The 18,413-nt window shown below is 63.4% G+C and carries 14 protein-coding genes; 12 read left to right on the top strand and 2 right to left on the bottom strand.

The annotated features are described in order from the left end of the window. Positions 1 to 3 precede the first annotated feature (3 nt). Entirely contained in the window at positions 4 to 2,649 is a 2,646-nt protein-coding gene (gene aceE / locus ACM62G_RS09410) for a pyruvate dehydrogenase (acetyl-transferring), homodimeric type (protein ID WP_054056526.1), read from the bottom strand. A gap of 179 nt (positions 2,650 to 2,828) precedes the next feature. After that, positions 2,829 to 3,023, bottom strand: a complete 195-nt coding sequence (locus ACM62G_RS09405; protein WP_152972970.1) for a hypothetical protein — start codon at positions 3,021 to 3,023, stop codon at positions 2,829 to 2,831. Between the two features lie 9 nt (positions 3,024 to 3,032). Here ACM62G_RS09405 and glnE point away from each other — a divergent pair, with 9 nt between their 5' ends. From glnE to ACM62G_RS09345, 12 genes are all read left to right on the top strand, one after another. Further along, positions 3,033 to 5,972 (top strand): bifunctional [glutamate--ammonia ligase]-adenylyl-L-tyrosine phosphorylase/[glutamate--ammonia-ligase] adenylyltransferase, encoded by a 2,940-nt coding sequence (gene glnE, locus ACM62G_RS09400; RefSeq protein ID WP_273823163.1) that lies wholly within the window; start codon positions 3,033 to 3,035, stop codon positions 5,970 to 5,972. Positions 5,973 to 6,079: 107 nt separating this feature from the next. Next, the gene (gene waaF / locus ACM62G_RS09395) at positions 6,080 to 7,114 is read left to right on the top strand and encodes a lipopolysaccharide heptosyltransferase II (RefSeq protein ID WP_054062110.1); all 1,035 of its coding nucleotides are present in this window, start codon (positions 6,080 to 6,082) and stop codon (positions 7,112 to 7,114) included. A gap of 1 nt (position 7,115) precedes the next feature. Then, entirely contained in the window at positions 7,116 to 8,180 is a 1,065-nt protein-coding gene (gene waaC, locus ACM62G_RS09390) for a lipopolysaccharide heptosyltransferase I (protein ID WP_054056529.1), read from the top strand. Further along, the gene (locus tag ACM62G_RS09385; RefSeq protein WP_419737046.1) at positions 8,180 to 9,304 is read left to right on the top strand and encodes a glycosyltransferase family 4 protein; all 1,125 of its coding nucleotides are present in this window, start codon (positions 8,180 to 8,182) and stop codon (positions 9,302 to 9,304) included. Before waaC ends, ACM62G_RS09385 begins: the two co-directional genes overlap by 1 nt. Beyond that, positions 9,301 to 10,107, top strand: coding sequence for a lipopolysaccharide core heptose(I) kinase RfaP (gene rfaP / locus ACM62G_RS09380; protein WP_419737045.1), 807 nt, complete (start codon positions 9,301 to 9,303; stop codon positions 10,105 to 10,107). Before ACM62G_RS09385 ends, rfaP begins: the two co-directional genes overlap by 4 nt. After that, complete coding sequence (locus ACM62G_RS09375) at positions 10,107 to 10,841, top strand: lipopolysaccharide kinase InaA family protein (RefSeq protein WP_054056532.1); 735 nt, start codon at positions 10,107 to 10,109, stop codon at positions 10,839 to 10,841. The genes rfaP and ACM62G_RS09375 overlap by 1 nt, the downstream gene beginning before the upstream one ends. Beyond that, entirely contained in the window at positions 10,838 to 11,590 is a 753-nt protein-coding gene (locus tag ACM62G_RS09370) for a lipopolysaccharide kinase InaA family protein (protein ID WP_273823161.1), read from the top strand. Before ACM62G_RS09375 ends, ACM62G_RS09370 begins: the two co-directional genes overlap by 4 nt. Then, complete coding sequence (locus tag ACM62G_RS09365; RefSeq protein ID WP_054056534.1) at positions 11,590 to 13,041, top strand: lipopolysaccharide kinase InaA family protein; 1,452 nt, start codon at positions 11,590 to 11,592, stop codon at positions 13,039 to 13,041. Before ACM62G_RS09370 ends, ACM62G_RS09365 begins: the two co-directional genes overlap by 1 nt. A 180-nt stretch (positions 13,042 to 13,221) precedes the next feature. Next, positions 13,222 to 14,979, top strand: coding sequence for a carbamoyltransferase (locus tag ACM62G_RS09360; RefSeq protein WP_054062113.1), 1,758 nt, complete (start codon positions 13,222 to 13,224; stop codon positions 14,977 to 14,979). Further along, positions 14,963 to 16,093 carry a glycosyltransferase gene (locus ACM62G_RS09355; RefSeq protein ID WP_273823159.1) on the top strand — a complete coding sequence of 377 codons (1,131 nt, stop codon included), beginning with the start codon at positions 14,963 to 14,965 and terminating at the stop codon, positions 16,091 to 16,093. The genes ACM62G_RS09360 and ACM62G_RS09355 overlap by 17 nt, the downstream gene beginning before the upstream one ends. Beyond that, entirely contained in the window at positions 16,093 to 16,989 is an 897-nt protein-coding gene (locus ACM62G_RS09350) for a GNAT family N-acetyltransferase (RefSeq protein WP_273823158.1), read from the top strand. The genes ACM62G_RS09355 and ACM62G_RS09350 overlap by 1 nt, the downstream gene beginning before the upstream one ends. After that, positions 16,986 to 18,398, top strand: a complete 1,413-nt coding sequence (locus ACM62G_RS09345) for a PIG-L deacetylase family protein (protein WP_273823157.1) — start codon at positions 16,986 to 16,988, stop codon at positions 18,396 to 18,398. Before ACM62G_RS09350 ends, ACM62G_RS09345 begins: the two co-directional genes overlap by 4 nt. The last annotated feature ends 15 nt before the right edge of the window (positions 18,399 to 18,413 follow it).

The following is an 18,413-nucleotide window of genomic DNA, read 5'->3' as shown; positions in this document are numbered from 1 at the left end:
TCCTCAGCAGTCCAGTGGGTTGCGTTTTTCCGGATCGATACCGAACTTGGCGATGGCCTCGGCCACCACTTTCGGTTCGATGTCGCCACGGTCAGCCAAGGCTTCCAGGGCTGCCAACACCACGAAATGACGGTCGACCTCGAAGAAGTGACGCAGCTTCTTGCGGCTGTCACTGCGGCCGAAGCCGTCGGTACCCAGGACTTTGAATTCCTTGGATGGGACCCACTGGCGGATCTGTTCAGCAAACAGCTTCATGTAGTCGGTGGACGCGATCACCGGGCCCTTGCGACCGGAGAGGCATTCCTCGACATAGCTCTTCTTCGGCTTCTGGCCAGGGTGCAGGCGGTTGCTGCGTTCCACGGCCAGGCCGTCGCGGCGCAGTTCGTTGAAGCTGGTGACGCTCCACACATCGGCACCGATGTTGAACTGCTCGCGCAGGATCTTCGCGGCTTCACGCACTTCGCGCAGGATGGTGCCGGAGCCCATCAGTTGCACGTGGTGGGCGGCTTCCTTGGTATCTTCCTCGAGCAGGTACATGCCCTTGATGATGCCTTCCTCGACACCGGCCGGAATGGCAGGCTGCTGGTAGGACTCGTTCATCACGGTGATGTAGTAGAAGACGTCCTGCTGCTCTTCGGTCATCTTCTTCATGCCGTCCTGGATGATCACCGCCAGCTCGTAGCCGTAGGTCGGATCATAGGTGCGGCAGTTCGGGATGGTGCCGGCCAGCATGTGGCTGTGACCATCTTCGTGCTGCAGGCCTTCGCCGTTCAGGGTGGTCCGGCCGGCGGTACCGCCGATCAGGAAGCCACGGGTACGGCTGTCGCCGGCCGCCCAGGCCAGGTCGCCGATACGCTGGAAGCCGAACATCGAATAGAAGATGTAGAACGGCAGCATCGGCTGGTTGTGGCTGGAGTACGAAGTACCGGCCGCGATGAAGGAACTCATGGCGCCCGCTTCGTTGATGCCTTCCTCGAGGATCTGGCCCTTCTTGTCCTCGCGGTAGAACATCACCTGGTCCTTGTCGACGGGCTCGTAGAGCTGGCCGACGGACGAGTAGATGCCCAGTTGGCGGAACATGCCTTCCATACCGAAGGTACGGGCCTCGTCCGGGATGATCGGTACGATGCGCGAACCGATTTCCTTGTCCTTGACCAGTTGCGCGAGGATCCGCACGAAGGCCATGGTGGTGGAAATTTCACGGTCGCCCGAGCCGTCCAGGATCGCCTTGAGGGTATCCAGTGGCGGAGTCGGAACGCTGAAGCTCTTGGCGCGACGCTGGGGTACGAAACCACCCAGGGCGGCACGACGCTCGCTCAGGTAGCGGGCTTCGGCGCTGCCTTCTTCCGGCTTGAAGAACGGCAGGTTTTCCAGCTCTTCGTCCTTGACCGGGATGTCGAAACGATCGCGGAACGAACGCAGGCTGTCGACGTCGACCTTCTTGGTGTTGTGGGCGGTGTTTTTCGCTTCGCCCGCACCGGTGCCGTAACCCTTGATGGTCTTGGCCAGGATGACGGTAGGCTGTTCCTTGTGGTTGACCGCCTGGTGGTAGGCTGCATAGACCTTGTAAGGGTCGTGGCCGCCACGGTTGAGTTTCCAGATCTCGTCGTCGGACAGGTCGGCAACCATCGCCTTGAGTTCAGGCGAGTTGAAGAAGTGCTCACGGACGAACGCACCGTCCTTGGCCTTGTAGTTCTGGTATTCGCCGTCGATGACTTCGTCCATGCGGCGCTGCAGGATACCGTCGGTGTCCTTGGCCAGCAGTGGGTCCCAGAAACGGCCCCAGATGACCTTGTTGACGTTCCACTGGGCACCACGGAACACGCCTTCGAGTTCCTGGATGATCTTGCCGTTGCCGCGAACCGGGCCGTCGAGGCGCTGCAGGTTGCAGTTGATGACGAAGATCAGGTTGTCCAGCTTCTCGCGGCCGGCCAGGGCGATGGCGCCCAGGGATTCCGGCTCGTCGCACTCGCCGTCGCCCATGAAGCACCAGACCTTCTGCTTGCCTGGCTGGATGAAGCCGCGGGCTTCCAGGTACTTCATGAAACGTGCCTGGTAGATCGCCTGGATCGGCCCCAGACCCATGGATACGGTCGGGAACTGCCAGAAGTCAGGCATCAGCCATGGGTGCGGGTAGGACGACAGACCGTTGCCATCGACTTCCTGGCGGAAGTTGTTCATCTGGTCTTCGCTGATGCGGCCTTCCATGAAGGCGCGCGCGTAGACGCCTGGCGAGGCGTGGCCCTGGAAGTAGATCAGGTCGCCGCCGTGCTCGTCGGTCGGGGCCTGGAAGAAATAGTTGAAACCGATGTCGTACAGGGTGGCGCTGGAGGCGAAGCTGGAGATGTGACCGCCCAGGTCCGAATCTTTCAGGTTCGTGCGCATGACCATGGCCAACGCGTTCCAGCGTACCAGCGAGCGAATGCGGCGTTCCATGAACAGGTCGCCAGGCATGCGTGCTTCGTGGGTGACGGGAATCGTGTTGCGGTACGGCGTAGTGATGGCGTAGGGCAGTTGCGAACCGCTGCGGGTCGCGAGTTCACCCATACGGGTCATCAGATAGTGAGCACGGTCTTCGCCTTCTTTGTCGAGAACCGATTCCAGGGCGTCCAGCCATTCCTGGGTTTCGACGGGATCGAGGTCTTGCATGGCTTGCTCCAGGGCGGAAAGGCTTCCAGAATCGGTTGCCTGAGTTTGCGACTGGCCTTGTGGGCAGACGACATAAATTCTTGGATTATCCGGAGGTTGATCCGGGGTTCTGTAGTTTTACTACAAATCGCCAACCATTTCAGCCTTTCGAATGTATAGACGAGTAGTAAAACTACAGATCAACGTACGAAAACTTCCTGCTGCGTTGTGAGAATAATCGATATTGTTGGTTGAAAATAAACCTTGTCAGGTGTTTGCTTGATGTTGGCTGCCAAAAAAAACCGATTATCAGCTATTTCCAACTTTTGTTCGACACTACTTTCCGGGGCATGCTTCTCGCCCTCACCGTTCGCGGCTGCTTGTTCGCCGATCAAGGATAGACCATGAGCCTACCTGCACTGGCCGTTTTGCCGGCCGTTCTCCAGCCTTTTGTCAGCCGGGCCGAACAGTCCTTCCGTGCCGCCGTCTCCGCACTGGGCGACGATCACGGCCTGGCCGGATGGCCGCCCGGGCGCTGGGCCGATTTCGCCCGGGTCAGTGCCGCCAGCGACTTCTTTATTGAACAGGTGGTTCGTGACCCTTTGATGTTGCTGGAACTGGTGCAGTTCGGCGACCTGGACCGGGTCTTCGCTCCCGGCGAACTGTGCGGTCAGATCGCCGCCGCCGTCCAGCAGGCCGAAACCGAGGATGAGCTGGGGCGGGTCCTGCGTCGTCAGCGCAATCGCCAGCAGGTGCGGATCATCTGGCGCGATCTGACGCGCCAGGCCGACCTGGTGCAGACCTGTCGCGACCTCTCGGACATGGCCGACGCCTGTATCGATCAGGCCTATCAATGGCTGTACCTGCGCCATTGCCAGCAGTTCGGTACGCCGACCGGTCGGCGCAGCGGCGAGCCGCAGCAGATGGTCATCCTCGGCATGGGCAAGCTCGGTGCCGTGGAATTGAACCTGTCCTCCGACATCGACCTGATCTTCGCCTACCCGGAAGGCGGCGAGACCGTCGGGGTCAAACGCCCGCTGGACAACCAGGAGTTCTTCATCCGCCTGGGCCAGCGGCTGATCAAGGCGCTGGACCCGATCACCGTCGACGGTTTCGTCTTCCGCGTCGACATGCGCCTGCGTCCCTATGGCTCGGCCGGGGCGCTGGTGCTGAGCTTCAACGCCCTGGAACAGTATTACCAGGACCAGGGGCGCGACTGGGAACGCTACGCGATGATCAAGGCGCGGGTGGTGGCCGGCGACCAGGCGGCGGGCGCGCACCTGCTGGAAATGCTCCGTCCGTTCGTCTATCGGCGCTACTTGGACTTCTCGGCGATCGAAGCGCTGCGCACCATGAAACAGCTGATTCAGCAGGAAGTGCGCCGCAAGGGCATGGCCGAGAACATCAAGCTGGGCTCAGGCGGCATTCGCGAGGTCGAGTTCATCGCCCAGGCGTTCCAGCTGATTCACGGCGGGCGTGACCTGAGCCTGCAGCAGCGGCCCTTGCTGAAGGTCCTGGGCACCCTCGAGGGCCAGGGCTACCTGCCGTCGGCGGTGGTCGCCGAACTGCGCGCCGGCTATGAGTTCCTGCGTTATACCGAGCATGCGATCCAGGCGATTGCCGATCGTCAGACCCAGATGCTGCCCGATGACGAAAAGGAGCGGGCACGTATCGCCTTCATGCTCGGTTTCGACAGTTGGTCGGCCTTTCATGAGCAGTTGATGCACTGGCGTGGCCGGATCGACTGGCATTTTCGCCAGGTCATCGCCGACCCGGACGAAGATGAGAGCGAAGAATGCCAGGTGGCCGTCGGTGGCGAATGGTTGCCCTTGTGGGAAGAGGCCCAGGATGAAGAGGCTGCCAGCCGTCAGTTGCAGGAAGCCGGTTTCAAGGATGCGCCCAAGGCGTTGAGGCAGCTTGCATCATTGCGTGCCAGTGCGCAGTTGCGGGCCATGCAGCGTCTCGGTCGCGAGCGCCTGGATGCCTTTATCCCGCGGTTGCTGGCCCAGGCGGTCGAACATGCCGACCCGGACCTGGTGCTGGAGCGGGTGTTGCCGCTGGTCGAGGCGGTCGCCCGGCGTTCTGCCTACCTTGTGCTGCTCACGGAAAACCCCGGGGCCTTGCGCCAGTTGCTGACCCTATGTGCCGCCAGCCCGTGGATTGCCGAGCAGATCACCCGTTTCCCGATGCTGCTCGACGAGTTGCTCAACGAGGGGCGGCTGTTCAAGCCGCCGCTGGCACCGGAGCTGGCGGCCGAGCTGCGTGAGCGCCTGACACGGATTCCCGAGGATGACCTCGAACAGCAGATGGAGGCCCTGCGCCACTTCAAGCTGGCGCATCGGCTGCGTGTCGCCGCTTCGGAAATCTCCGGCAGCCTGCCGCTGATGAAGGTCAGCGACTACCTGACCTGGCTGGCCGAGGCGATCCTGGAGCAGGTGCTGGCCCTGGCCTGGCGGCAGACCGTGAGCAAGTACGGTTCGCCGCGGCGTGCCGATGGCAGCCTGTGCGATCCCGGCTTCATCATTGTCGGCTATGGCAAGGTGGGCGGGATCGAGCTTGGGCACGGTTCCGACCTGGACCTGGTGTTCATCCATGATGGCGATCCGAATGCCGAGACCGACGGCGCCAAGCCGATCGATACGGCACAGTTCTTCACCCGCCTGGGGCAGCGGATCATTCACCTGTTGACCACCCAGACCAACTCCGGCCAGCTCTATGAGGTGGACATGCGCCTGCGTCCGTCGGGGGCTTCCGGGCTGCTGGTCAGTTCCCTCGGGGCGTTCGAGCGCTATCAGCAGAACGAGGCCTGGACCTGGGAACACCAGGCGTTGATCCGTGCCCGGGTGCTGGTGGGTTGCCCGGACGTCGGGGCGGCCTTCGAGAAAGTCCGCGCGGCGGTGCTGGGGCGTGAGCGGGACCTGCCGACCCTGCGCCAGGAGGTCAGCGAGATGCGCGCCAAGATGCGCGACAACCTCGGCAGCAAGGCGACCGCGGCCGGCACCGCGGCCAATGCCTTCGAGGCGACGGCGCCGTTCGACCTCAAGCAGGACGCCGGAGGTATCGTCGATATCGAATTTATGGTGCAATACGCGACTTTGGCCTGGTCGAAAGAGCACCCGGCATTACTGCGTTACACGGATAACATCCGCATTCTGGAAGGGCTGGAGCAGGCCGGGTTGATCCCCGCCGCCGATGCCGCCCTGCTGCGCGAGGCCTACAAGGCCTACCGTTCCGCCGCCCACCGCCAGGCCCTGCAGAAGGAGGCCGGCGTCATCGGCGGCGACCAGTTCACGGTCGAACGGCGCGATGTGATGCGGATCTGGGCTGAACTGGGACTAAGCTAGGGCCTGCATGGAAACTCGTCGCGCAGGCGGTTTCGTACAGGGCCTGGGACGGCCATGGGCAAAGACCGGGGAGGCTACAGGCCTCCCTGATCGTTTCCGGAATATTTATGAAAATTCTCATCGTTGGGCCCAGCTGGGTCGGTGACATGGTGATGGCTCAGACACTGTTCCAGTGCCTGAAGCAACGCCACCCGCAGTGCGAGATCGATGTGCTGGCTCCCGAGTGGAGTCGCCCGATCCTCGAACGCATGCCCGAAGTTCGTGCGGCCTTGAGCTTTCCGCTCGGCCACGGTGTGCTCGACCTGGCCACCCGGCGCAAGATCGGCAAGTCCCTGGCGGGCCAGTACGACCAGGCCATTCTCCTGCCCAACTCGCTGAAGTCGGCGCTGGTGCCGTTTTTTGCCGGTATTCCGAAGCGCACCGGCTGGCGTGGCGAATTCCGCTATGGCCTGCTCAATGATGTGCGCAAGCTGGACAAGGAGCGCTATCCGCTGATGATCGAGCGGTTCATGGCCCTGGCCTACGAGCCGGGCGCCGAATTGCCGACGCCTTATCCACGCCCTTTGCTGCAGATCGATCCGGCCAGCCGCGCGGCGGCGCTGGGCAAGTTCGAGCTGGTGCTCGACCGGCCGGTACTGGCCCTGTGCCCGGGCGCCGAGTTCGGCGAGTCCAAGCGCTGGCCCTCGGAGCACTATGCGAAAGTCGCCGAGACGAAGATCCGTGAAGGCTGGCAGGTCTGGCTGTTCGGTTCGAAGAACGACCATGCGGTCGGCGAGGATATTCGCCAGCGGCTGATTCCCGGTTTGCGCGAAGAGGCGGTGAATCTCAGTGGCGCCACATCGCTGGCCGAGGCGATCGACCTGCTGTCCTGTGCCGACTCGGTGGTCTCCAACGACTCGGGCCTGATGCACGTGGCGGCTGCGCTGAATCGTCCGCTGGTGGCGGTGTACGGCTCGACCTCGCCAGGCTTCACGCCGCCGTTGGCGGACCAGGTGGAAATCGTCCGCCTGGGCCTGGAGTGCAGCCCCTGCTTCGAGCGTACCTGCCGCTTCGGGCACTACAATTGCCTGCGCCAGCTGTTGCCTGCGCCGGTGAATGAGGCCCTGCAGCGTCTGCAGGGCTCCCCGGTCGAGGTGCGGTAACTTGCGCGTATTGCTGGTCAAGACCTCTTCCCTGGGGGACGTGATTCATGCCCTGCCGGCGCTGACCGATGCGGCCCGGGCCATTCCCGGCATCCGCTTCGACTGGGTGGTCGAGGAAGGTTTCGCCGAGATCCCGAGTTGGCATCCGGCGGTGGACAAGGTGATTCCGGTGGCGATTCGCCGCTGGCGCAAGAACCTCTGGCAGACGTTCAAAAGCGGTGAGTGGAAGCGCTTCAAGCAGAATGTGCGGGCGACGAAATACGATCTGGTGATCGATGCCCAGGGGCTGGTGAAAAGTGCGTTCCTGACCCGCTATGTGAAGGCCCCGGTTGCCGGGCTGGACAAACAGTCGGCCCGTGAGCCGCTGGCCAGCCGTTTCTATTCCCGGCGCCTGGCTGTGGCGCGGGGGCAGCATGCGGTCGAGCGGGTGCGGCAGTTGTTCGCCGTGGCGCTGGGCTATGACTTGCCCGGTGGGCTGGGCGATTACGGCCTGGATGTCGAGAAGCTGGTGGTGTTGCCACGCAGCAAGACGCCGTTCGTGCTGTTCCTTCATGGCACCACCTGGGACACCAAGCATTGGCCCGAAGCCTACTGGCGTGAGCTGGCCGAGCGGATGGGGCACCTGGGCGTCGAGGTGAAGTTGCCTTGGGGTAACGCTGTCGAGAAGGCGCGTGCCGAGCGTATCGCCCGGGGGCTGAGGCATGCGGTGGTGTTGCCGAAGCTGAATCTGGCCGGTGTGGGCAAGGTTCTGGCCGATGCCAGCGCCTGCGTTGCCGTGGATACCGGCCTCGGTCACCTGGCCGCGGCGCTGGATGTGCCGACCCTGTCGCTGTTCGGCCCGACCAATCCGGGGCTGACCGGGGCCTATGGAAAGTCGCAGGTCCACCTGGCGAGCGACTTCCCCTGTGCGCCCTGCCTGCAGAAGAAGTGCACCTACGTGCCCACCCCCGAAGACCAGAAGCGCTTCGATCTCAGGCGCGAGTTGCCGCTGTGCTTCACGCGGCTCAATCCCGAACGTGTTGCCAGCCGGCTGACCGCGTTGTTACTGGCCGAGGAGCGGCACTGATGCAACTGGCTTTTGTCCTGTACAAGTACTTTCCCTTTGGTGGCCTGCAGCGCGATTTCATGCGCATCGCCCTGGAGTGCCAGCGGCGCGGGCACCAGATCCGCGTCTACACGCTGATCTGGGAAGGCGATATTCCGCCAGGCTTCGAGGTGCTGGTGGTGCCGATCAAGGCGTTTTCCAATCATCGGCGTAACGAGAAGCTCAGTGCCTGGATGGAAGCCGACCTGGCCAGGCGTCCGGTCGACCGGCTGATCGGTTTCAACAAGATGCCGGGACTGGATGTGTACTACGCCGCCGATGGCTGCTTCGAGGACAAGGCGCAGAACCTGCGTCATTCGCTGTACCGTTTCTGGGGGCGCTACAAGCACTTCGCCGAGTACGAGCGGGCGGTGTTCGCCCGCGACGCGAAGACCGAGATCCTGATGATCTCCGAAGTCCAGCAGCCGCTGTTCATCAAGCATTACGACACGCCGCTGGAGCGCTTTCACCTGTTGCCGCCGGGGATTGCCCAGGACCGTCGGGCGCCGGCCAATGCCGCTGAAATCCGCGCCGAGTTCCGCCGTGAATTCAAGCTGGCGGACGACGACTGCCTGTTGGTACAGATCGGCTCCGGCTTCAAGACCAAGGGCGTCGATCGCAGTCTCAAGGCCCTGGCGGCATTGCCGGCGGAGCTTAGGAAGCGCACCCGGTTGTTTGTAATTGGTCAGGACGATCCCAAGGTCTTCCAGGTGCAGAGCGCGGCACTGGGGCTGGGCGAGCATGTGCAGTTTCTCAAGGGGCGCAGCGATATCCCGCGTTTCCTGCTGGGCGCCGACCTGCTGATTCACCCGGCCTACAACGAGAACACCGGTACCGTGCTGCTGGAGGCGCTGGTGTCCGGCTTGCCGGTGCTGGTCAGTGCGGTCTGCGGTTATGCCCATTACATTGCCGAGGCCGATGGCGGCCTGGTGCTGGACGAGCCCTTCGAGCAGAACCAGCTCAATCAATACCTGAACCGGATGCTGTCCGATGGGGCGGCACGCACGGCATGGAGCCGCAACGGTCTGGCCTTCGCCGAGACGGCCGACCTCTACAGCATGCCGCAGCACGCTGCGGATGTGATTCTGGCGGAGCAGCATCGATGAAGTTGATCCTTGCCGAACCCTTCAAGACCCTGTGGGCCGGACGCGATGCGTTCGCCGAGGTCGAGCGCTTGCAGGGCAAGGTTTATCGCGAGCTGGAGGCTCGTCGGACGTTGCGCACGGAAGTCGCCGGGCGTGGCTACTTCGTGAAGATCCATCATGGCATTGGCTGGCGCGAAATCTTCAAGAACCTGTTGACCGCGAAAATGCCGGTGCTGGGTGCCGGTCAGGAGTGGCGTGCTATCGAGTGCCTGCACAAGGCCGGTGTGCCCACCATGACCGGCGTGGCCTATGGCGAGCGTGGCAGCAATCCGGCCGGCCAGGATTCGTTTATCGTCACCGAGGAGTTGGCGCCGACCGTCAGCCTCGAGGATTACACCCTGCAATGGCCCGTGCAGCCGCCGCAGCCCGGGCTCAAGCGTGCGCTGATTGCCGAAGTGGCGCGCATGACCGGTGGCATGCATCGGGCCGGGCTCAACCATCGCGACTGTTATATCGCCCATTTCCTGCTGCATACCGACAAGCCGGTGACGGCCGATGACCTCAAGCTTTCGGTCATCGACCTGCATCGTGCGCAGGTTCGCCCGAGCATTCCGCGCCGCTGGCGCAACAAGGACCTGGCGGGCCTGTATTTCTCGGTGCTGGATATCGGCCTCACCCGGCGCGACAAGTTGCGTTTTCTGCAGGGCTATTTCCGCCGGCCGCTGCGTGAGGTCCTGCGTGACGAGGCTGCGCTGCTGGCGTGGTTGGAACGCAAGGCCGACAAGCTCTACAAGCGCAAGCAGCGCTACGGGGATGCGCTCTGATGTCGGGTTGGAAACTGGAGCCTGAATACGCGGCGCTGGCGGATGACTTTGGCAGCCTGGAAGCGGTATTCGCCCTCGAGGGCGAGCACCTGACCCGTGACCCGTTGTCCGAGGTCATCCGGGTCAACCGCGACGGTGTGAACTATTACGTCAAGCGTTACTCCGGCGCGGGCAAGGGGTTGCGGCAGTATTTCGGCCGGCCCCGGGTCCGTTCCGAATGGCAGAATCTCAAGCGTTTCGCCAAGTGGGGCATTCCGACCGCCGAAGTCATCGCCTGGGGCCTGGAGCGCCGTGGCGCGGCCTATCATCGGGGGGCCATGATCACTCGCGAACTGCCCAGGACCGAGGACCTTTCGGCGCTGGCCAATCGCAACGATCCGCTGTTGCGCGATCGCGCCTGGGTCGATGGCATCAGTCGGCAGTTGGCCCGCTACACGCGGATCATGCATGACCAGCGCTTCACTCATAACGATCTGAAGTGGCGCAACCTGCTGGTCGATGACCAGCACCGGCTGTTCCTGATCGATTGTCCCAACGGCGAGTTCTGGCGCGGCTTCTGGCTGCGCTATCGGATCACCAAGGACCTGGCCTGCCTGGACAAGGTCGCCAAGTATCACTTGTCGGCCACCCAGCGGCTGCGGTTCTACCTGCAGTACCGCCAACGTAGTCGGCTGAATGCGGCGGACAAGAAGCGCATTCGGCATGTGTTGAGATTTTTCGAGGGACGGGAATGACCGACTTCCTGGCGGCTGCCGACCGCGCGTTGCTGGAACGCAACGGACTCGGCAACTTCGATGCGCTGTGGAACAAGGCGCTGGACGCGGTGGATGAGCCCAACACCAGTGGCGGTGGCTGGAGCAGCGTGTATCGGCTGGAGCTGGAAGGTCAGGGCTATTACCTCAAGCGCCAGAGCAATTACCTGACGCGCACCCTGCACAGCCCACTGGGCGAACCGACCTTTGCCCGTGAGTTCCGCAATATCAGCCGTTATCAGCGCTTGGGTATCCCGGCCCTGCAGGCGGCGTTCTTTGGCGAGCGTGCGGTGAAGGGCGAGCGCCGGGCCGTATTGTTGACCCGGGCGCTGGATGGCTGGAGCGACCTGGACTCGCTGCTGGAGCAATGGTCGCAACTGGCGCCGACGCAGCGCCAGGCGATCCTGCGATGCTGTGGGCTGCTGGCCCGGCAACTGCACGGGGTGCGGCAGATCCACGGTTGTTTCTATCCCAAGCATATTTTCCTGCAGGAGACGGCGGGTGGTTACCAGGCGCGGTTGATCGACCTGGAGAAAACCCGACCGCTGCTGTTCGGCCGGCGTGACCGGGTCAAGGATCTGGAACCCTTGCTGCGTCGGGCGCCGGTCTGGAGCGAAGCCGATGTGCGGACGTTGCTGGCGGCCTACCTCGATCAGCCGGTGGATGCTTCGCGGGTGGATGCCTGGCTTCAGCGCCTGGGGGCACGGCGCAGCAGGAAGGGGGTTCGCTGATGCGCCTGTCCGAACTGAAATCCGCCGGGCGTACGCCGGTTCTGCCCTTGAGCATCGAACTGGCCGATGCTGCCGGTCCGGGGCAGTTGCAACTGCTCAGTCTGCTGCGGGTGCTGCCTGGACAGCGTTATGTCGGTGCCGGGGTCTGGCGCGGTCGTGCGGTGCTGGCCAAGTTGCTGGTGGGCGGCAAGGCCGCTCGACACTTCCAGCGCGAACTGCAGGGTGTGCGCCTGCTCGCCGAGCAGGGGCTGACTACGCCACTGTTGCTGGCCGACGGTCTGAAGGAAGGCGAGGGCGGCTGGTTGCTTTTCGAGTTCCTGGAGGGGGCCGAAAGCCTGGCCGACGCCTGGAAACAGGTGGAGAGGCTGCCGGTCCTGGCTGACGAGCAGCAACGGGTGCTGGGCGAGGCCCTGGCGGCAATCGCGCAGATGCATGCCAAGGGCTTGTGGCAGGAAGACCTGCACCTGGACAACCTGTTGCGCCATGGCGGCAAGTTGCACCTGATCGATGGTGCCGGGATTTGTGCCGAAGAGGCGGGCAAGCCGCTGTCGCGGCAGAAGGTGCTGGAAAATCTCGGGGTGTTTTTCGCCCAGTTGCCCAGGCATTTCGAGCCGTTCATCGAAGAATTGCTGGTGCATTATCTGCTGAGCAATGCCGAGCACGCCTTGCCGTTGGAGGCCCTGCTCAAGCAGGTCGACCGAATCCGCGGCTGGCGCCTGAAGGACTTCATCGGCAAGGTCGGGCGTGAGTGCACGCTGTTCAGCGTGCAGCGCGGGCCGTTCGCCTTGCGCGCCCTTCGGCGCGAGGAAGAATCGGCCATGCTGCCGGTGCTGGCCCAGGCCGATCATCTGCTCGACCAGGGGCACCTGTACAAGACCGGCGGAGCGGCCAGCGTCGGCCGAATCGAAGCCGATGGCCGCACGTTGTTGCTCAAGCGCTACAACATCAAGGGTTTTGCCCACTGGCTCAAGCGTTTCTGGCGCCCCAGCCGCGCCTGGCATTCATGGCGCGAGGGCAATCGCCTGGCGTTTCTCGGCATCGCCACGCCCAGGCCGCTGGCCGTACTGGAAAAACGCTTTCTCTGGTTGCGTCGCCAGGCCTATCTGGTGACCGAGTATCTGCCGGGCCCGGATATCATCCAGCGCTTTGCACCCCATGTTGAAAGCGGTGCGGTGCCCGAGGCCGAGTTGCAGGCGTTGGAACAGCTGTTTGCCGACCTGATCCGCGAGCGCATCAGCCATGGCGACTTCAAGGGGCACAATCTGTTCTGGCACGAGGGGCGCTGGACCCTGATCGACCTGGATGCGGTGCACCAGCATTCTTCGGCCAGCCGCTTTGCCCCGGCCTATGCCCGCGACCGGGCGCGGTTCATGCGCAACTGGCCCGAGAGCAGTGCCTTGTATCAGATCATCGATGCCCGGCTGCCGAAAACCATCGAGCCGGTCAGTTGACCGGGTGATCGCCGCGGCCCCTTGCGCCGCGGCGATCTGCCGCTCACGGCTTGCCCCTAGAGGCTTGTCGCCGCTTTTACGCTATAATCCCGCCCTTTAGCTGTTTCTCGCCCCTTGCGAGGACACATTTTCTCCAGGCGCATCGCCGCCTGCATGCAGACTTAAAGAGGCTAGACCCCTGTGGCATTGACGATTCTTGGCCTGTCCGGCGCCCTTAGCCATGATCCTTCCGCAGCCTTGTACATCGACGGCAAGCTGATCGCGGCCGCCGAGGAAGAACGCTTCGTACGCGACAAACATGCAAAGAACCGCATGCCCTACGAATCGGCGAAATTCTGCCTGGAGCAGGCCGGCATCAAGCCCTCGGACGTAGACGTGGTCGCGATTCCATTCGCCCCGATCAGCCTGTTCGGCAAGGCGCGCTGGCATTACGCCAAGCGTTACTGGTACGCCCCGGATCGCGCCCTCGATGCGATCCTGATGGGTAACCGTCGCTACAAGCGCTATCGCAAGAAGATCGTCTGGTGCCTGGAGCAGTTGGGCTTCGATCCGAAGAAGATCAGGATCGAACCGGTCGAGCACCACCTGGCCCACGCTTCCAGCGCCTATCACTGCTCCGGCTTCAAGGAGAAGACCGCGATCCTCGGGATCGACGGCAAGGGCGAGTACGCCACCACCTTCTTCGGCTACGGTGAAAACGGCAGGATCCACAAGATCAAGGAGTTCTTCGATCCGGACTCCCTGGGCGGCCTGTATGGCGCGATCACCGAATTCCTCGGCTTCGAAATGCTCGATGGCGAATTCAAGGTGATGGGCATGGCCCCTTACGGCGATGCCAGCAAGTACGACTTCTCGCGCTTGGCCTCTTTCGAGAATGGCGAGCTGGTGATCAACACCGAGTACGCCAACGTCATCGGCCTGCGTCGTTACAAGGAAAAGGGCAAGGGCTTCTACTTCTCGCCGAAGCTGATCGAGTGGCTGGGGCCCAAGCGCGAAGGCGACATTGCCGACGAGCCCTACATCCATTACGCGGCCAGCATGCAGGCACTGTTCGAGAAGCTGGCGCTGCAGATGATCGACCACTACCTGGGCGACGTTCTCAAGGAAACCGGCAAGCTGGCCTTCGCTGGCGGCTGTGCGCTGAACGTCAAGCTGAACCAGCGGATCATCGCCCGCGATGACATCAAGGAACTGTTCGTCCAGCCGGCTTCCGGCGACGCCGGTACCGCCGTCGGGGCGGCCGCTTACGTTTCTCACGCCCGCGGTGTGCCGGTGGAGAAGATGGAGCACGTCTACCTCGGCCCGTCCTACAGCAACGAAGACGTGATCGCGGCCTGCGCCCGTCACCCGAATGCGCCGAAGTGGCGCAAGCTGGACAACATGCCGGAGCAGATCGCCAAAATCATGGTCGACGGCAACCCGGTGGCCTGGTTCCAGGGCCGCATGGAATTCGGTCCGCGTGCCCTGGGCGGCCGCTCGATCATCGGTTGCCCGAGCGTCGCCGGCGTGGCCGACCGGATCAACCACCAGATCAAGTTCCGCGAGCGCTGGAGGCCTTTCTGCCCGTCGATGCTCGACACCGTTGCGCCACAGATGATCAAGATCGATCACCCGGCGCCGTTCATGACCTTCACCTTCGAAGTGGCCGAGGAGTGGAAGACCCGCGTGCCGGAAGTGGTCCACGAGGACGGTACTTCTCGGGCCCAGGTGCTCAAGCGCGAGTACAACCCGCGCTACTACGACATGATGAAGGCCCTGGAAGTGCTGACCGGCAACGGCGTGTCGCTGAACACCTCGCTGAACCGTCGTGGCGAACCGATGATCTGCTCGCCGACCGATGCCCTGAACATGTTCTTCGGTTCCGACCTGCAGTACCTGATCATGGAAGACATCCTGGTGGTCAAAGACGGCGCGGATGCTTATGACTCGCTCGGCTGAGCGCCATGTGCTGCAGTTCTGCCACGGATATGACGGGCCGTTCCTCGATTGCGCCCGTCAGTACGCCAGCCTGTTCAGCGGGACCGGCTATCGGGTGACCACGGTGTTTCTCACCGGTGTCGCCGATGCCGAGGTGGCCGCGGACTGTGCGTCGGACGAAGTGCTGTTCATGGAGTACAGCTCCAAGGCCATCCGGGGACTCAAGCTCAGCGCTATCGGCGACCTGCGCAAGATCGCCGCCTCGCGCGACTTCAGCTTCTGCATCGCCCATCGCTTCAAGCCGATCTACATCGCCCTGCTTGGCACGGCGTTGCCGGTTATCGGCGTACACCATGCGTTCGGCGACTATGTGCGGGGCAGCCGCAAGCTGTTTGCCCACCTGTTTCGCAAGCGCCTGAGCCTGCTCGGCGTTTCCGATGCCGTACGCGACGATATGCGCCAGTGCCTGCCGAAGTGGCCGACCGGGCGGATTCGTACGCTTTACAACCGCATCGACATCGAGGCATTGCAGGCTTCGCAGCTTCCGGCCGCCGAGGCGCGTGCCGCCCTGGGGCTGCCGGCTGATGCCTGGATCGTCGGCAATGTCGGCCGGCTGCATCCGGACAAGGATCAGGCGACGCTGATTCGCGGGTTTGCCCAGGCTGTGGAGCGTCTGCCGGTCAACAGTCGGCTGGCGATACTCGGTACCGGACGCCTGGAGCAGAAACTGAAGGCGTTGGCCGCCGAGCTCGGGGTCGCCGAGCGTGTGCTGTTTCTCGGCCAGGTCCCGCAGGCTCGCCGTTACTTTCGTGGGTTTGACGTTTTCGCCCTGAGTTCCGATCACGAGCCGTTCGGCATGGTCCTGCTGGAAGCCATGGCTGCCGGTGTGCCGCTGCTGGCCACTGCCTGTGGGGGGGCCAGGGAAGTGGTCGAAGGTGTCGGGATTCTTTTCCCCCTCGGCGATGCCGAGCACCTGGCCCAGGGGCTGCAGCACCTGGCTGCGCTGGATGACGAGCAGCGCCAGGCCTGTGCCGAACGGATGCTGGCGCGGTTGCACGAGAGGTTCTCGGACCAGGCGGTCCGTGAGGCTTTCTGGCACCTGCCACAAGTCACCGACCTGACGGCGGAGGCCTGATGCTCAACCTATTCCAGGGTTGGCGCGAGCGCGGCTGGTCGGTGGTGGATGCCGCGACCTACAGTGCAGCCTGGCAGCGTTTTGGTGGCAGCGTCGCGACGCACCCGCTGGTGGTCGACCGCCTGGCGCATCTGGCCGGGATTCCGGTGCGTTACCTGGCTTTCGAGCAGGGTGGCGAGCTGAAGGCGGCGATTGCGACCTGGGGCCGTGACCTGGCGTTGTCCAAGGACGTGCTCAAGCGCCAGGGCAAGAAGGGTCTGTTCGATCTCGGCAACGCCGAACTGATCCTGCCGGCGGCTGCCGGTGCGCTGGCGCCGTTGCGGCACCGTGGCCGTTATCTGTCCGAGTTGAATGCCGACCGGTTCAGCGGCCTGCAGGCGCAGACCGAACAGTTGGCGATGGCCCGCACGCCGGAGGACCTGTCGAAGAAGTTTCGCTACAACCAGCGTCGTGAACTGCGCCTGCTCGAAGAGGCGGGCGGCGTGGTGCGCCCGGTCAGCGAGTTTTCCAGTGCCGAACTGGCGGCGATCTATTGCGACCTGTTCCAGCGGCGCTGGGGTTTCGCGGCGACCGGCGCGGCACGCATGGCCGAGGTCATCGAGTTGCTGCGCGAACTGCTGATCGGTTCGGTGATCTTTCTCAACGATGCGCCGATCGCGGTGCAACTGATCTACCGCGTCGAGGCGCCCGAGTGGATCAGCGTCGAGTACATCAACGGCGGCGTCGATCCCGAGACCCGGGCATTCAGCCCGGGCAGCGTGCTGAGCTTCCTCAACACCCAGAGTGCCTGGGAAGATGCCCGCGCGCTGGGCAAGGCGCTGCGCTTTTCGTTCGGGCGTGCGGACCGTGAGTACAAGGATCGCTGGTGCAACCCCGTGCCGGTGTTCAGGGTATGAGCCGTAAACAGCAGTTGCTCAAGCGTCATCGCCGTAACAAGCGACTGACGCTGTTGATCGGCCTGGTGCTGTTGGTCGCGGTCGGCCTGCTGGTGGCCTGGTGGCTGCCGCTGGTCCTGGCACTGCTGGCCTGGGTTGCCCATGAAGCCTGGTTTGCCGATCACCTGTTCTATTCCCCGGGCGACGATTATCAATATGCCTTTCCCGAGGGCAGCGAGCAGGTCGCCGGCCGTCTCGACGGTGGGCTGTTGAAACTGGACGATGCCCTTGCACTGGACGGCGAGGAAACCCTGATCCTGGCGGTCAGGCTCAAGAGCCGCTGGCTGGGGCGCTTCCTCGATCCGGCAGTCGAAATCGAGAGCGCGCAATCCTCCGATCGCCAGGCATTCGAGCGCGGCGTCAATGGTTTGCGCTATCTCAACCTGGGTGGCTTTGCCCCGGCGCTGACCACGGGCTCGTTGCGTTTGCGCGGGCGTTTCTGTCGTTTGCTCGGTGAGCCGGTGCTGTGGGTTTTCCGCCAGCCGGACCTGCGGCGGCAGCGGGTCATGGTGATCGCTCCCCATGCCGACGATGCCGAGTTGGCGGCCTACGGTCTGTACAGCCAGGCTGATGAAACCTGGATCGTGACCCTGACCGCGGGCGAAATCGAAGCCGAGCATTACCAGGCGATGGGCTTGCCCCGTGCCGAGGCGGCTCGCCTGAAGGGGCGGCTGCGGGCCTGGGACAGTATCGCGGTGCCGCGTTGGGCCGGTGTACCGCAGGAGCATTGCGTGCAGCTCGGCTATTTCTGCCTGCAACTGCCGGCCATGCAGGCCGCACCGGACCAGCCGGTGGCGTCCCGCGAAGCCGAGCTCGACGATATCCGCCTGTTCCGCCAGCTCAATCCGTTCACCCTCCCCGGTGATCGCGATGGTGTGCCCAGTTGGAACAACCTGCTGGCCGACCTGCGCGAGCTGCTGAGCCGGGCCCGGCCGCAGGTAATTGTGTTACCGCATTTTTCACTTGATCCGCATCCGGATCACATCTGCGCCCAGGCGGCGGTGATGCAAGCGTTGCAGGGATTGGAGTGGCAGCCGACCACGCTGCTGGGCTATGCCAACCACCTGCATGACAATGATCGCTGGCCCATGGGCGATTCAGGCGCGGGAGTCGCCTTGCCGCCGGTCTTCGATCCGGCGCTGGTGCTGCAACCCTATAGTCTGTCGCTGTCGCTGGAGCAGCAGCGCAACAAGGCCATGGCATTGGGCATGATGCATGATCTGCAACCACGTGCTCCGTTCAAGCGGCGACTGCGACGTTCGATACAGTGGCTTCTGGCTAGTAGGGTACAATCCCCCTACGGCGAGAACGAGTTCTTTCGAAAGGCGGTCAGAAGGCATGAATTGCTCTGGTTGCTCGAGCGTCGGTAATGCCCCTTGGGACAT

Source organism: Pseudomonas sp. COR18, from assembly GCF_048568395.1.
In the GTDB taxonomy this organism is placed as follows: Bacteria; Pseudomonadota; Gammaproteobacteria; order Pseudomonadales; family Pseudomonadaceae; genus Aquipseudomonas; species Aquipseudomonas fuscovaginae_B.
Note: the sequence above shows the minus strand (reverse complement) of the source record. Positions and strands in the feature narration are given on the sequence as shown.

Excerpts from the sequence above, each read along its gene's own strand:
- aceE (WP_054056526.1), bottom strand. The coding sequence starts at position 2,649 with ATGCAAGACCTCGATCCCGTCGAAACCCAGGAATGGCTGGACGCCCTG.
- glnE (WP_273823163.1), top strand. The coding sequence starts at position 3,033 with ATGAGCCTACCTGCACTGGCCGTTTTGCCGGCCGTTCTCCAGCCTTTT.
- waaF (WP_054062110.1), top strand. The coding sequence starts at position 6,080 with ATGAAAATTCTCATCGTTGGGCCCAGCTGGGTCGGTGACATGGTGATG.
- ACM62G_RS09385 (WP_419737046.1), top strand. The coding sequence starts at position 8,180 with ATGCAACTGGCTTTTGTCCTGTACAAGTACTTTCCCTTTGGTGGCCTG.
- rfaP (WP_419737045.1), top strand. The coding sequence starts at position 9,301 with ATGAAGTTGATCCTTGCCGAACCCTTCAAGACCCTGTGGGCCGGACGC.
- ACM62G_RS09375 (WP_054056532.1), top strand. The coding sequence starts at position 10,107 with ATGTCGGGTTGGAAACTGGAGCCTGAATACGCGGCGCTGGCGGATGAC.
- ACM62G_RS09370 (WP_273823161.1), top strand. The coding sequence starts at position 10,838 with ATGACCGACTTCCTGGCGGCTGCCGACCGCGCGTTGCTGGAACGCAAC.
- ACM62G_RS09365 (WP_054056534.1), top strand. The coding sequence starts at position 11,590 with ATGCGCCTGTCCGAACTGAAATCCGCCGGGCGTACGCCGGTTCTGCCC.
- ACM62G_RS09355 (WP_273823159.1), top strand. The coding sequence starts at position 14,963 with ATGACTCGCTCGGCTGAGCGCCATGTGCTGCAGTTCTGCCACGGATAT.
- ACM62G_RS09350 (WP_273823158.1), top strand. The coding sequence starts at position 16,093 with ATGCTCAACCTATTCCAGGGTTGGCGCGAGCGCGGCTGGTCGGTGGTG.
- ACM62G_RS09345 (WP_273823157.1), top strand. The coding sequence starts at position 16,986 with ATGAGCCGTAAACAGCAGTTGCTCAAGCGTCATCGCCGTAACAAGCGA.